Genomic DNA, 12973 nt, shown 5'->3' with positions numbered 1-12973 from the left:
GACGCGCCTGTCGCTCGATCGAACTGACAACAACGCGCCGGTGCACTCGTTCCGCTACGCGGCTCCCCCGAACCCCGGCGATGACACATGCATCGAACCCCTTGTCCGGTTCTCCGCACCCGCCCACCCGAGGGCAACACGCACGGCGGACCGAACAGCGGCAAAGCTAGACCCGCCCACCGAGTTCCGTCAAGGGTGTGTCGTGAATTCCTGTTCAGACGGCACATTCCGTCGACGGAATGTCATCGCGGAACAGCAGCTCAGTTCAGGCCGGAGTAGGCGTGGAGGCCTTTGAAGAACATGTTGACGATCGTGAAGTTGAAGATCACGGCGGTGAAACCGATGATCGACAGCCACGCCGAGCGCGAGCCGCGCCAGCCGCGCGTGGCCCGTGCGTGGATGTAGCCGGCGTAGAGGACCCAGATCACGAAGGTCCAGACTTCCTTGGTGTCGAAGCCCCAGTAGCGGCCCCACGCGTCGTTGGCCCAGATGGATCCGGCGATGAGCGTGAAGGTCCAGAAGATGAAGCCGAGGATCGCGAAACGGTAGGCCAGCGACTCGAGCGCCTCGGCGCTCGGGAGCGTCTTGAGGAAGCCCGGGCCGGTCTTGGCGGTACCGGATGCCGCGGCCTCGGCCGTCGCGAGTGCCGCGATCTTCGTCTCGCGCCGGGCCTGCATGAGCTGCAGCACCGAGAGGCCGAAGGCGAGGGCGAACAGCGCCGTCGCGAGCGAGGCGACGAAGACGTGGATGACGAGCCACACCGACTTCAGCGGGTCCATGAGGGGCACGATGTCGGTGTAGAACCAGATGGCCGTGCCGCCGAGCAGCACCACCACGAGGCCCGTGATGAAGGTGCCGAGGAATCGCAGGTCGTAGCGGAAAAGCACACCGAGGTACACCGCGACGATGAGAAGCGTCCCGGTGAGGGCGAACTCGTACATGTTCGACCACGGCACGCGCCCCGCGGCGATGCCGCGGGTGACGTCGCCGCCGAGGTGGAAGAGGAAGCCGAGCACCGTCAGCGAGGTGCCGATGCGGGCCCAGACGAGCCGCGCGCGCTTTCCGACGGGGGCGTTGAGCGCCGCCTCCGACGCCGTCTCCTGCGCCCGCAGCTGCTCGACGATGCCGCCGCGCGAGCCTGCGCCGGCGCCACCGGCGGCGACGAGTTCGCGCTCGCGCGCGGTCTTGGCCGCAGCATCCTTGGCATCCACGGCGACCGCGCCACGACGGGCCAGGTCGACCGCGTACGCGATGAACGCGAGGGCGTAGATCGCGATGGCCGTCCAGACCAGCAGCACCGAGACCGAGTCGAGGGTGAGGGGGGAGGCGTCGGGCATGGCTCTCAGTCTACGTCGGGGGTGGATTCGGGCTTCGTGGGACGTTCGCCCGCCGAAGCGGGGTCGGCGAGCGATGCGAGGTGGCGCTGGGCGAACTGCTCGACCGCGCCCTCGAGCGCAGGGTCCTCGCCACGCGCGAGGCCGGCGTACTCGAGGTGCACGGTGTGGCCCTGCCGCGTGGCTTTGACCCACATGCGACGACGCGGCACGAAGAGCGCGGCGAGCAGGCCGGCCGTCGCGAGCACGGCGAACACCAGCACCCACGTCGCCGCGGCGTCGCGATGGATCGACAGCGACACGTACCGCTTGACCGAGTCCTGGAAGCCGGCAGCGTCCGGTGTCTCGTTCTCGAAGGTGATCGTGCCGAGGCCGTCCGGAAGGTCGACGGTGTCGCCGGGCTTGAGCTCGAGCGAATCGGTGCCCGAATCGCCGCCGGCCAGCTGGGTCATCTCGCTCGGGTCGAGCGTGTACACCGACTTCGGCACGCCGCCGTCGATGCCGAGGTCGCCGGCGTAGACCCAGAAGGTGAGCATCGGGTACTCGAGGTCGCCGTACACCGAGGTGTAGGCGCCGTTCGTGAGCTCCTGCGCGGTGGGATAGAAGAAGCCCACGAGGCCCACCTGGTCACGGAGGCCGTCCGGCACCTTCACGACACCCTGCGAGGTCATGTTGTTGTCCTGCGGCAGGAACGGCACAGACTCCGAGAAGACCACGTCGCCGTCGCTGTCCCGGATGGTGATGGTCGGCGCGTAGCCGTTGCCCATCAGGTACACCTTGTCGCCCGCGATCTGCAGCGGGTGGTTGACGCGCACCTCGCCCGCTTCGGCATCGGCGTCCGGGAACTGCGTCGTCAGGTGCGCGACGAAGTCGCCGGCCTGCCCCGCGCCCTGCGCGCCCGGGGTGACGTACGAGAGCGAGAACTCGTCGAGCGTGAGCGCGTAGGGCTGGAGGGCGTCCTCGTCGACGAACCGGCCGGGATTGAACGACGTGTAGTCGAGCATCGTGTTGACCCAGGTGCGGCCCTCGATGATCACCGTCTGCCCGGTGTACGTGAACCCGCCGCCGATGCCGACCGCGAGCAGGACGCCGACCAGAGCGGCGTGGAACACGAGGTTGCCGGTCTCGCGCAGGTACCCGCGCTCCGCCGACACCGACAGCGACTTCGCGCCGTCGTAGCGGGCGACGCGGTACCCCGCCTTCTTCAGCTGCTGCTCGGCGGCCTCGATGGCGGTCGTCGCGGCGGCGGCAGCATCCGTGTCGTCCGGGTACTCGAGGATCTCGGAGCGGTGGGCGTCGAGCCGCGCCAGTCGCGCGGGCGTGCGCGGCGGCTGCGCGCGCATGGCCTTGTAGTGGTGCTTGGTGCGCGGGATGACGCAGCCGACGAGCGAGACGAAGAGCAGGATGTAGATCGCCGAGAACCACGGCGACGTGTACACGTCGAACAGGCTCAGGTTGTCGAGCACCGGGGCGAGGTCGGGGTTGTCGACGAAGTACTGGCGCACGCCGTTGGGGTCGGCGCTGCGCTGCGGCACGAGCGAGCCGGGCACGGCGGCGATCGCGAGCAGCAGCAGCAGCACGAGCGCGGTGCGCATCGACGTGAGCTGGCGCCAGCCCCAGCGCAGCCATCCGACCACGCCCAGAGCGGGCTGGGTGACGTCGGGCGCCGCGGAGTCCGCGTGGTCGGAGGGCCTCAGCGGGTCGGTCACGTCGTCGGTCACAGAACCTTCCGGAGCGTCAGAGCGGGGCCGGGACACTGGCGAACACCCCCTGGAGCTGGGCCATCACGGCGGTCCAGACGCCCGTGACCATGAGGAGGCCGAGAACGATGAGCACGGCGCCGCCGATGAGGTTGACGACGCGGATGTGGCGACGCAGGAACGACACGGAACGCGTCGCCCACCCGAATCCCAGGGTGAGGAGGAGGAACGGGATGCCGAGCCCCAGCGAGTACGCCACGCCCAGGAGCGCGGCACGCGCGGCAGAGCCCGAGTCGAACGCCATCGTCAGGATGACGGCGAGGGTCGGGCCGATGCACGGCGCCCACCCGATGCCGAGCGCGATGCCCAGAAGCGGCGCCCCGATCAGACCGAGGTTGCCCCTCACCTGCGGCCGCGCGATGCGCTGGGCCATGCCGAACCACCCGATGAAGACGAGCCCCATCGCGATGATGACGACGCCGAGGATGCGGGTGATGAGGTCCTGGTACTCGAGCAGGAAGCGGCCGAGGGTGCCGCCGAGCATCGCCATGCTGACGAAGACCACGGTGAACCCCGCGATGAACAGCAGCACGCCCAGCACCAGACGCCCGCGCGCGGGTGCGTCATCACCCCCGCTCGTTGAGCGAGCGAGGGACGAGCGAGACGAGGCGCCCTGGGCGTCCGCGGAACGCGAGGGCGGAGCATCCGTTCCGACAGCCACCGGCGCCGGCCGCGGCGAGACCGCGCCGCCGATGAACCCGAGGTACCCCGGGACCAGCGGCAGCACGCACGGCGAGAGGAACGAGATGGCGCCGGCGAGGATCGCGATGGGGATGGCGATCAGGAGCGACCCGTCGGCGACCAGGGCGCCGAGGTTCACGACTCCTCCAGGGCGTCGCGCACGATGGTCTCGAGGATCGACGCCTCTTCGATCTGGCCGACCAGGCGTGCGGCGACGCGGCCCTGCTTGTCGAGCACGATCGTGACGGGCACCGCGTTGAGCGGGGTCTCCCCCGCGAAGGCGAGCTTGATCGAGCCGTCCTCGGTCGCCAGGGCGCTGGGGTACTCCACCCCGTACTTCTCGGCGAACGCCTGCGATGCCGCGGCGCCGTCGTACAGGTTCACCCCGAGGAACGAGACGCCCTGGCCCTGGAACTCCGCGTCGACCGCGGCCAGCTCGGGAGCCTCGACGCGGCACGGCGCGCAGCCGGCGTACCAGAAGTTCACGACGAGCACGTCGCCCGCATAATCCGCGCTCGAGGTCGTGCCGCCCGTGTCGAGCGCGCCCTCGAACTCCACGGGTTCGGTGCGATCGGCGGCCGGGATCTCGACGACGCGGAAGCCGTCGGCCGCGACGAAGCCCTTGTTGTCACCCGAGCGGTACTGGTCGGCAAGGGGGTCGCTCGTGCACGCGGCGAGACCGGCGATCAGCCCGACGACGAGGAGAGCGGATGCTGCTGCCCGCGCCTTCCGGAACCGCTCAGTCATACCGCCCCCACATCCACCGCACCGGCCGTCGACGCCGGCTCGGCGTAGGCGGTCTCGGTCCACGTGTCGTCGACCATCTCGAAACTCGTCACGCTCGACAGCGCGCAGCGCCGCGCGCGAGGGTCGTGCCGGAGCGGGAGCCCGGCGACCGCGAGGTGGGTGATCCAGATCGGGAGCTGGTGCGACACGATGACGACGTCGCCCGAGTCCGCAGCATCCCACGCGTGCGTCATGGCCGAGTTCATGCGACCCACGACGTCGGCATACGGCTCGCCCCAGCTCGGCAGTGCCGGCTTGCTGAGGTGCCGCCAGTTCCAGGGATTGACGAGTGCCCGCGCCATGCGCTTGCCCTCGAAGACGTTGGTCGGCTCGATGACCCGCTCGTCGAGGACGGGCTGGAGGCCGAAGATCTCGGTGAACGGCTCGGCCGACTCCTGCGTGCGCTCGAGCGGGGAGCACACGAGCGCCGACACGGGACGCTCGAGCGACTTGATGTACTCGGCGGCCTGCCGGGCCATGTGACGGCCGCCGGCGCTCAGCCGGTATCCGGGGAGTCGCCCGTAGAGCACGCGGGCAGGGTTGTGGACCTCCCCGTGGCGCACGAGATGAAGGCGGGCGGCGGGCACCGGCCCAGTCTACGTGGGGGTCTTCTGTGGACCGGCTGAGCGTTCTCCCAGCTTCGGCGGGCTCGTCTCAGTCGAGTTCGGGCTCGGGACCGCGGGAGGTGCCGCGGGACTCGAGGAGCGCGCGGACCCGCACAGAGAGGAACCAGGCGACCCCGATCACGGCGGCCGCGATGACGACGTACTGCAGGATGTCGGCGTAGCGCTCCACGATGTGCCACGACTCCCCGAGGAAGAAGCCCGAGAACACGAAGATCGAGTTCCACACCAGGCTTCCCGCCGCGGTGAGCAGCGTGAACCGCCACACCGGCATGCGGGTGATGCCCGCGGGGATGGAGATGAGGCTCCGGAAGATCGGGATCATGCGTCCGAAGAACACGGCCTTGCCGCCGTGGCGCCCGAACCACGCGACCGTGCGGTCGATGTCCTCCGGGTGCAGCAGCGGCACCTTGGTCGCGATCGCGCGCAGCCGGGCGATCCCGAGCCACGCGCCGAGCCCATAGAGGAGGAGGGCGCCGACGACCGATCCGACGGTGGTCCACACCAGAGCCTCGACCAGCGAGAACGACCCGCGGCTGGCCGCGAGGCCCGCCATCGGCAGGATCACCTCGCTCGGCAGCGGCGGGAACAGGTTCTCCATCGCGATCGCGATGCCCGCTCCGGCGGGTCCGATCACGTCCATCAGGGAGACGGCCCAGTCCGCGAGGGCGGTGAGCCAGGAGCCGTCGGTCGTCGTCGCAGTCGTCATTCGTCGGATCCCGTCCGTCGGTGGCATTTTCGTGGCGGCGGCCGCGACCGTTCGGCGCGACGACGTCCACGCTACGGGGCGAGGATGAACGAAACCCGGGTGCAGACCCCCGGAAGCCGATGAACCTCGCGGGGTCAGGTCGGGATCAGAGCGTCGAGCCGGGAACAGCGGCCGAGGCGACCATGAACGCGGCGACGAGCGACAGCACGATCAAGGCGGCTCCCACGAGCGGCACCCAGAAGGCGAGGCGTCGCTTGACCATCAGCACGATCGCCACGACGACCGTCGCCACGAGCATCACCCACGGCAGGATCATTCCCATCAGCCATCCGAGGGTGATGAGATCGACGTTGCAGTCGCGGGCGCCGCACGAATCCGACGCCATCACGAGGAAGATCCCCATGAACGACGCCAGCGTCGCCAGGACCGCGTCGGCGACCAGCAGCACGATCGTGATCACGAGGTCGAGGACCTTCACCGGCGGCTTCGCCGGCGCTGCGCCCTCGGGGGACGGCGTGTAGGCGGGGCCGCCCGGATAGGGAGGCGGAGCCGCCGCGGTCCACGCCGGCGCGGGCTGGTCGGGTTCCGGCGTGGTCATGCCCGCATGGTAGCGGTGGGTGCGGATTTCGGCGAGAAGGCGAGTGCGGCGCGTCACCTAGACTTGTCGCTCGTGAGTGAACGCGTCCTCGTCAAGCAGCTTCAGGGTCTCGCCGACGGCCCGGTGTCGGTGTCCGGGTGGGTCGAGACCGTCCGTGATCAGAAGAAGGTGCAGTTCGTCATCCTCCGCGATGAGTCCGGCGCCGTGCAGCTGGTGAACCCGGCGACGCGCCCGGCAGAGGACGGCACGGAACAGGATGCTGCGGCCCTGGCCCTCACGGACCTCATCTCCAACCTCGCCACGGGCACCTTCCTGACCGTGACCGGCGAGCTCAAGCACGACGAGCGCGTGAAGCTCGGCGGCGTCGAGATCAAGATCGGTGCGCTCGACATCGCAGCGGCGGCTCTTCCCGAGACGCCCATCGCGGCGGACTCGGGTCTGGACAAGCGCATGGACTGGCGCTTCCTCGACCTGCGCCAGCGCCGCAACAACCTGGTCTTCCGCGTGCAGACCACCCTCGAGCACGCCTTCCGCTCGTACTGGATCGAGCGCGACTACATCGAGGTGCACTCCCCCAAGCTCATGGCCTCGGCATCCGAGTCCAACGCCGAGCTGTTCGAGGTGCCGTACTTCGAGGACAAGACCGCGTACCTCGCGCAGTCTCCGCAGTTCTTCAAGCAGATGGCGCAGGTCGCCGGCTTCGGCAAGATCTTCGAGATCGCTCCCGCCTTCCGCGCCGACCCGTCGTTCACGTCGCGCCACGCGACCGAGTTCACCTCGGTCGACGCCGAGATCAGCTGGATCGACTCCCACGAGGACGTCGCGCGCATGCAGGAGGAGCTCCTGCAGACCGCGTTCCAGGCCGTGAAGGACAAGCACGGCGCCGAGATCGAGGAGCTGTTCGGCCTCGAGGTGCAGGTGCCGGCGATCCCGTTCCCGCGCATCCCGCTCTCCGAGGCCCGCGAGATCGTGAAGAGCCGCGGTTACGAGATCCCCCGCACCGACGGCGACCTCGACCCCGAGGGCGAGCGCCAGATCTCGGCCTACGTCGAGGAGACCTACGGCCACCAGTTCGTCTTCATCACCGACTACCACCCCGAGATCCGCGCGTTCTACCACATGCGCGACGAGGAGACCGGGCTCACCAAGTCCTACGATCTCCTCTTCAAGGGCGTCGAGATCACCACGGGCGCCCAGCGCGAGCACCGCGTCGACGTGCTGATCGAGCAGGCGAAGGAGAAGGGTCTCGGGGCCGAGCACCTCGACTTCTACTTCGACTTCTTCCGCTACGGCGCCCCGCCCCACGGCGGGTTCGGCATGGGGCTCGCACGCGTGCTCATGCTGCTGCTCGGGCAGGACTCGATCCGCGAGGTCACCTACCTCTTCCGAGGCCCAACCCGCCTCGCCCCCTGACGCACGGGCGTGCCGCCCGCCGGTGGTTAGGGTGGATCGCATGGCGATCGAGGGTTTGTTCAACTTCCGCGACACCGGTGGGATGCCGCTGACCTCGGGCGGTGTGATCCGCAGCGGCGTGCTCTACCGGTCTGCCGCGCTCAACGCGCTCACCGACGACGGGCTTGCGCAGCTCGCCGACACGGCGGTAGGCGTGATCGCCGATTTCCGCACGCCCGTCGAACAGCAGATGGCCCCCGATCGGGTTCCGGTGTCACGCCCGTTCCGCGTCGAGTCGCTCACCCTCCTCGAGGGCGCCTTGCCTCAGCCCGCCATCGGTCCCGATGCCACGGCGGTACCGGAGTCGTTCGCGACGGTGCTGGCGCAGCTGCCGACTCTCGGCGAGCTGTACCTGTCGATGCTCGCCCACGGCGCAGGCACCTTCGCCGGGGTGGCACGCCTCGTCGGCGCATCCACCGACGACGAGCCGACGGCGGTGCTCGTGCACTGCACCGCGGGGAAGGATCGCACGGGGGTGGCGGTCGCCCTGATGCTCGACGCCGCGGGCGCGGAGCGCGACGCGATCGTCGCCGACTACGCGGCCTCGCAGACCAATCTCGCCGGCCCCTGGGCCGAGGGCATGCTCGGCACCCTCACCTCGATGGGCGTGCCGGTCACCGACTCGCTGCGCACCCTCGTGACGAAGACTCCTCCCGCAGCGATCGAGCAGGCCCTGACATGGGTCGACGGCAGGGGCGGGTCCGCCGCCTATCTGCAGTCGGGCGGCCTCACCGACGACGAGCTCGACGCACTCCGGACTCGCTTGAGGGCGTGAACCCCTGCATCCGCCACCCGGAACACGGAGGACGCAGGCCCCTTCCGGTGCAAGGCGGGCGCCGATAGCGTGAACGCGGCGCCGGGCGCCGGGGTGCGCAGCATCCATTCGCATCCCACATCGATCAAGGGGGCTCCGATGGCGGGCAAGTTCGAACTGTGGACCGACAAGGGCGGCGACTGGCGCTTCAACCTGAAGGCGTCGAACGGACAGGTGATCGCGACCAGTCAGGGGTACTCGTCGAAGGCGAGCGCACTGAACGGCATCGAGTCGGTCAGGACGAACGCGCCCGGCGCGGGGGTCGAAGAGATCGAGAAGTGACGCAGGCCCGTCAGCGCGCGGCGGTCAGCGCCGCGCGCAGGCGGTCGGGCGACACGCGCCAGTGCCCGTGCAGCTCGCCGTCGATGAGCACCACGGGGATCTTCTCCCACCACGTCGCGTAGAGGGAGGGATCGTCGGCGATCGAGAGCTCCTCGACGTCTACCGCGTCCTCGGGCAGCTCCGCCACGACGGTCTCGACGACCTCGCGTGCGACGTCGCACAGGTGGCAGTCGGGCTTGCCGATGAGGGTGACGGTCCTCACGCGCGTCGTCAGGCCTCGACCGGGAAGCCGGCCGCGATCCACTCGTTGGTGCCGCCGTCGACGTTGGTGACGTCGTAGCCGCGCGCCTCGAGGGCCTCGACCACGCGCCCCGAACGGCCGCCGATCGCGCAGATGACGTCGAACGCGCCGTCGGGCAGCTCGTCGAGGCGACCGCCGATGACCGACATCGGGATGTTGACCGCGCCGGGCACGTGTCCTGCGGCGTACTCGTCGACCTCGCGGACGTCGATGAGCGGGGTCTCGACGCGCTCGCGCAGCTGCTGGACGGTGATGGACTTCATGACGGCCTCTCGGGTCGCGGGCTCTGCGGGCAGGGATACACGAAGCGCCCGTCCGAAGACAGGCGCTTGGTGCGGATGCCGCTTACTTCTTGTTGCGGCGCTGGTGGCGAGTCTTGCGAAGCAGCTTGCGGTGCTTCTTCTTCGCCATGCGCTTGCGGCGCTTCTTGATGACAGAACCCACGGAAAACCTCACTAGATCGGGGTCTGGACGCGGCTGGCCGCGCCCGGGAACGGGGCAAAAGGAAAAAATGCCTCGGAACAGTCTAGCCGACGTCGGCGATCGGCCGTTGCAGAGCCTCGGTGACCGCGGACTCGGGCACACGGTAGCTGCGGCCGAAGCGCACCGCGGGCAGCTCGCCCGAGTGCACGAGGCGGTAGACCGTCATCTTCGAGACCCGCATCAGCTCGGCGACCTCGGCCACCGTGAGGAAGCGCACGTCCGGCAGTTCAGCCATCTCGATCCCCTTCCCCAGAAGTGCTGCAGTCACTCTAGAACGCGCGCGACCCGCGTGTAAACACAGAGACTGGTGTGAATCCTGTGACAAGTGATGCCCGTGGGGTGATCACATCCCGGGTCACTGCCGGGCGCGTCGATCGCGCGCCTCGCGCGCGGCCTGACGCTCGAGCTTGTGAGCGTCGCGCAACGCCTTCTCGGCCTCGCGCACCGCCTTGCGCGCCTCCCGGAACTTCTTGTCGTCGGCGATGTCGGCGTCGTCCCGCTCGACCCACGACTGCGGGCGTTCCCGGCGCCCGTCTCCGGTCGCCGCGATGTAGTCACTGACCCCTTCGAGGCCGCGGGCGAGGGCGAACGAGAAGGGATCCGACTCATCGAGGAAGGCGCCGGCCTCGATGGCGGCGCGAAGCTCGGGGTACGCGTCGGCCGTGATGAGGGTGCGGAACATCGCGTCTTCGCTGCGGCTGATGGCCTGGCCGTCGACACCCCGCTCGCGCTCGACCCGCGCGTAGCCCGCGAGGATCGTGCCGGCCCAGTGCGCGGTGCCGGTGACCAGCAGCATGACGGCCAGGCGCTCCGTGTAGGTGAGGTCGGTCTCGGCCAGCGCGCTCAGTCCGGCGTCCATCCACGCGGCGCTGTTCGGCGTCGCGGGGACCCCAGAGATCGGGATGTCGAGCACCCACGGGTGCGTGAGGTAGTGCTGCAGCTGCTCGCGGTACAGCGCCTCGAGCCGCTCGCGCCATCCGCCGGCCGTCCGCGTCGCCTCCGACGGGGCACCGGTCGCCTCCTCCTGCATGAGCAGGATGAGGTCCTCCTTCGCGGTGACGTAGCGGTAGAGCGACATCGGCGTGAAGCCCAGTCGAGCCGCCACGGCGGCCATCGACACGGCGCCGAGGCCCTCGGCATCCGCGATATCGACCGCCGCCTCCACGATGCGCTCGACGCTCATCTCCCGCTTGGGGCCGCGCTGCGGGTTGGCGGCCACGCCCCACGCGAGGGCGATCCCCCGCGGAAGCTCGGGCTCGACTGCATCCGTCATGGCGTCAGTCTAAGACTGTTTATTCCGTAAACAGTGTGTTAGCGTCATAAACAGTTACTGGCATACACAGTTTCTCCTCCACACGATTGACGGAAGGATGCCGCGATGATCCTCACACCTACTCCGCGCGTGGGCCCAGCACCCGCCATCGACGTCCGCGGGCTCGGCAAGAGCTTCGGGCGCTCCCTCGTCCTCGACCACCTCGATCTCCTCGTCGAGCGCGGCGAGATCTTCGCCCTCCTCGGCGCGAACGGCGCCGGCAAGACGACGACCATCTCGATCCTCACGACGCTGCTGCGCCCCGATGCCGGCATCGCCCGCGTGGCGGGGCACGATGTCGCGACGGATCCCGACGCGGTGCGCCGGCGCATCGCGCTCACCGGGCAGTCCGCCGCGGTGGACGACATGCTCACCGGCGTCGAGAACCTCGTCATGCTGGGGCGCCTGTCAGGCCTGTCGCCGCGGGCCGCGAAGCTGCGCGCGGCCGAGCTGCTGGAGCGCTTCGCGCTGACGGATGCTGCGACCCGCCGCGTCAGCACCTACTCCGGCGGCATGCGCCGACGTCTCGACCTCGCCCTCAGCTTCGTCGTCGTGCCCGAGGTGCTGTTCCTGGACGAGCCCACCACCGGCGTCGACCCGCGCAGCCGCCGCGACCTGTGGGACGTCATCCGGTCGCTCGCGAGTGCCGGCACCACCGTGTTCCTCACGACCCAGTACCTCGAGGAGGCGGATCAGCTCGCCGGCCGCATCGCGGTGCTCGACGGCGGCCGCATCGTCGCGACCGGCACCCCCGCCGAGCTCAAGTCGCTCGTCGGAACCGACACCGTCGTGCTGACCGGCGCGGACGGCGAGGTCCTGCGCGAGATCGCCACCGACGGGTCGATCGACGGCCTGCGCTCGGCGATGGATCAGCTCGGCGACGTGGCGCCCGGCGCCGAGGTCACGCTGCGACGGCCCACTCTCGACGACGTCTTCCTGTCCCTCACCGGCGCTTCCCACGCCCCCGCCGCCAAGGAGCTCGCGTGACCACGACCGCCATCGCCCCTCGCCCGCGGCTGCGCGGGTTCACCGCCGAGTCGGTGTTCGTAGGCCGCAGTCTCACGCAGTCGCTGCGCGACGGCGAATCGCTGAGCATGTCGATCCTGCTGCCGGTCATGCTCATGCTGCTGTTCACGTTCGTGTTCGGCGGCGCGATCGAGCCCGGCGGCGCCTACGTCGACTACGTCGTTCCCGGCATCATCCTGCTCTGCGCGGGCTTCGGGGCCGCGACGACCGCGACGTACGTCGCGCGCGACATGTCCAGCGGCATCATCGACCGCTTCCGCACGATGCCGCTGCGCAGCGGAGCCGTACTCACGGGACATGTCGTGGCGAGCCTCGCCCGCAACCTGGTCGCGACCGCGGTCGTCATCGGCGTCGGGCTCCTCGTCGGGTTCCGCCCGCACGCCGACCTGGTCGCCTGGATCGGCGCGGCCGGACTCATCGCGCTCTACATCCTCGCGATCACGTATCTGTTCGCCTCGATCGGCCTGGCGGCCGGCAGCCCCGAAGCGGCCTCCGGCTACGGGTTCATCATCCTGTTCGTGCCGTACCTCTCGAGCGCCTTCGTGCCGGTCGAGACCATGCCCGAGTGGCTGCAGTGGGTCGCCGACAACCAGCCGATCACCCCGATCATCGAGACTCTCCGCGGCCTCTTGATGGATACCGACCTCGGCACCGAGCCGTGGTGGGCCATCGGCTGGTGCGTCGGGATCGTCGCGATCTCTGCGGTGTGGGGCGCGTGGCTCTTCGGCCGCAAGAGCCGCCGCCACTGACGCATCGCGAGACCTCACGACAGCACCGCCCCGCCCGGCGGCTCGGTGCTGTCGTGCGGTCTC

Annotated in this window: 17 protein-coding genes; 5 read left to right on the top strand and 12 right to left on the bottom strand. The window is 69.6% G+C overall.

The genetic code is table 11. From position 1 onward, the window contains the following. Positions 1-260: 260 nt before the first annotated feature. The 7 genes from ccsB to ASF40_RS10650 form a co-directional block, all read right to left on the bottom strand. Positions 261-1337 (bottom strand): c-type cytochrome biogenesis protein CcsB, encoded by a 1077-nt coding sequence (ccsB, locus tag ASF40_RS10680; protein ID WP_056368865.1) that lies wholly within the window; start codon positions 1335-1337, stop codon positions 261-263. A gap of 5 nt (positions 1338-1342) precedes the next feature. Next, on the bottom strand, positions 1343-3055 hold the full coding sequence (gene resB, locus ASF40_RS10675; protein WP_157549618.1) for a cytochrome c biogenesis protein ResB: 1713 nt from the start codon (positions 3053-3055) through the stop codon (positions 1343-1345). A 16-nt stretch (positions 3056-3071) separates the two neighbouring features. Next, positions 3072-3914, bottom strand: a complete 843-nt coding sequence (locus ASF40_RS10670; protein ID WP_056368861.1) for a cytochrome c biogenesis CcdA family protein — start codon at positions 3912-3914, stop codon at positions 3072-3074. Further along, positions 3911-4522: a TlpA family protein disulfide reductase gene (locus ASF40_RS10665; protein ID WP_056368860.1), complete on the bottom strand. Its 612-nt coding sequence runs from the start codon at positions 4520-4522 to the stop codon at positions 3911-3913. The genes ASF40_RS10670 and ASF40_RS10665 overlap by 4 nt, the downstream gene beginning before the upstream one ends. Further along, on the bottom strand, positions 4519-5148 hold the full coding sequence (locus ASF40_RS10660; RefSeq protein ID WP_056368858.1) for a histidine phosphatase family protein: 630 nt from the start codon (positions 5146-5148) through the stop codon (positions 4519-4521). The genes ASF40_RS10665 and ASF40_RS10660 overlap by 4 nt, the downstream gene beginning before the upstream one ends. Before the next feature lie 67 nt (positions 5149-5215). Continuing rightward, positions 5216-5893 (bottom strand): DedA family protein, encoded by a 678-nt coding sequence (locus ASF40_RS10655; protein WP_056368855.1) that lies wholly within the window; start codon positions 5891-5893, stop codon positions 5216-5218. Positions 5894-6038: 145 nt separating this feature from the next. After that, positions 6039-6491, bottom strand: a complete 453-nt coding sequence (locus ASF40_RS10650) for a DUF6264 family protein (RefSeq protein WP_157549616.1) — start codon at positions 6489-6491, stop codon at positions 6039-6041. A 72-nt stretch (positions 6492-6563) separates the two neighbouring features. Between ASF40_RS10650 and aspS the strand changes: the two genes are divergently transcribed. The 3 genes from aspS (at position 6564) to ASF40_RS10635 (ending at position 9039) form a co-directional block, all read left to right on the top strand. Continuing rightward, positions 6564-7904 carry an aspartate--tRNA(Asn) ligase gene (gene aspS, locus ASF40_RS10645; RefSeq protein WP_056369870.1) on the top strand — a complete coding sequence of 447 codons (1341 nt, stop codon included), beginning with the start codon at positions 6564-6566 and terminating at the stop codon, positions 7902-7904. 40 nt (positions 7905-7944) lie between these two features. Then, on the top strand, positions 7945-8718 hold the full coding sequence (locus tag ASF40_RS10640) for a tyrosine-protein phosphatase (RefSeq protein WP_056368852.1): 774 nt from the start codon (positions 7945-7947) through the stop codon (positions 8716-8718). 138 nt (positions 8719-8856) lie between these two features. Continuing rightward, positions 8857-9039, top strand: a complete 183-nt coding sequence (locus ASF40_RS10635; protein ID WP_056369868.1) for a YegP family protein — start codon at positions 8857-8859, stop codon at positions 9037-9039. Between the two features lie 10 nt (positions 9040-9049). Here ASF40_RS10635 and ASF40_RS10630 read toward each other — a convergent pair whose 3' ends face one another. The 5 genes from ASF40_RS10630 to ASF40_RS10615 form a co-directional block, all read right to left on the bottom strand. After that, complete coding sequence (locus ASF40_RS10630) at positions 9050-9301, bottom strand: glutaredoxin family protein (RefSeq protein ID WP_056368850.1); 252 nt, start codon at positions 9299-9301, stop codon at positions 9050-9052. Between the two features lie 8 nt (positions 9302-9309). Then, complete coding sequence (locus tag ASF40_RS10625; protein ID WP_056368848.1) at positions 9310-9603, bottom strand: rhodanese-like domain-containing protein; 294 nt, start codon at positions 9601-9603, stop codon at positions 9310-9312. Positions 9604-9685: 82 nt separating this feature from the next. After that, positions 9686-9784, bottom strand: a complete 99-nt coding sequence (locus tag ASF40_RS20860; RefSeq protein ID WP_003792170.1) for a 30S ribosomal protein bS22 — start codon at positions 9782-9784, stop codon at positions 9686-9688. Positions 9785-9866: 82 nt separating this feature from the next. Further along, the gene (locus tag ASF40_RS10620) at positions 9867-10058 is read right to left on the bottom strand and encodes a helix-turn-helix domain-containing protein (protein WP_019182077.1); all 192 of its coding nucleotides are present in this window, start codon (positions 10056-10058) and stop codon (positions 9867-9869) included. 120 nt (positions 10059-10178) lie between these two features. Beyond that, positions 10179-11096: a TetR/AcrR family transcriptional regulator gene (locus tag ASF40_RS10615; RefSeq protein WP_056368846.1), complete on the bottom strand. Its 918-nt coding sequence runs from the start codon at positions 11094-11096 to the stop codon at positions 10179-10181. A 105-nt stretch (positions 11097-11201) separates the two neighbouring features. Between ASF40_RS10615 and ASF40_RS10610 the strand changes: the two genes are divergently transcribed. Both ASF40_RS10610 and ASF40_RS10605 read left to right on the top strand, forming a co-directional pair. Beyond that, on the top strand, positions 11202-12122 hold the full coding sequence (locus ASF40_RS10610) for an ATP-binding cassette domain-containing protein (protein WP_056368844.1): 921 nt from the start codon (positions 11202-11204) through the stop codon (positions 12120-12122). Continuing rightward, positions 12119-12910, top strand: a complete 792-nt coding sequence (locus ASF40_RS10605; RefSeq protein ID WP_056368842.1) for an ABC transporter permease — start codon at positions 12119-12121, stop codon at positions 12908-12910. The genes ASF40_RS10610 and ASF40_RS10605 overlap by 4 nt, the downstream gene beginning before the upstream one ends. Positions 12911-12973: the final 63 nt, after the last annotated feature.

The organism is Microbacterium sp. Leaf288, assembly GCF_001422925.1.
In the GTDB taxonomy this organism is placed as follows: Bacteria; Actinomycetota; Actinomycetes; order Actinomycetales; family Microbacteriaceae; genus Microbacterium.
This window is presented reverse-complemented; position numbering and strand designations above follow the sequence as displayed.

Bases quoted from the DNA above. Each gene is read 5' to 3' on its own strand.
- ASF40_RS10615 (WP_056368846.1), bottom strand. From the start codon at position 11,096: ATGACGGATGCAGTCGAGCCCGAGCTTCCGCGGGGGATCGCCCTCGCG.
- ASF40_RS10620 (WP_019182077.1), bottom strand. From the start codon at position 10,058: ATGGCTGAACTGCCGGACGTGCGCTTCCTCACGGTGGCCGAGGTCGCC.
- ccsB (WP_056368865.1), bottom strand. From the start codon at position 1,337: ATGCCCGACGCCTCCCCCCTCACCCTCGACTCGGTCTCGGTGCTGCTG.
- ASF40_RS10665 (WP_056368860.1), bottom strand. From the start codon at position 4,522: ATGACTGAGCGGTTCCGGAAGGCGCGGGCAGCAGCATCCGCTCTCCTC.
- ASF40_RS10625 (WP_056368848.1), bottom strand. From the start codon at position 9,603: ATGAAGTCCATCACCGTCCAGCAGCTGCGCGAGCGCGTCGAGACCCCG.
- ASF40_RS10610 (WP_056368844.1), top strand. From the start codon at position 11,202: ATGATCCTCACACCTACTCCGCGCGTGGGCCCAGCACCCGCCATCGAC.
- ASF40_RS10655 (WP_056368855.1), bottom strand. From the start codon at position 5,893: ATGACGACTGCGACGACGACCGACGGCTCCTGGCTCACCGCCCTCGCG.
- ASF40_RS10635 (WP_056369868.1), top strand. From the start codon at position 8,857: ATGGCGGGCAAGTTCGAACTGTGGACCGACAAGGGCGGCGACTGGCGC.
- ASF40_RS10650 (WP_157549616.1), bottom strand. From the start codon at position 6,491: ATGACCACGCCGGAACCCGACCAGCCCGCGCCGGCGTGGACCGCGGCG.
- ASF40_RS10640 (WP_056368852.1), top strand. From the start codon at position 7,945: ATGGCGATCGAGGGTTTGTTCAACTTCCGCGACACCGGTGGGATGCCG.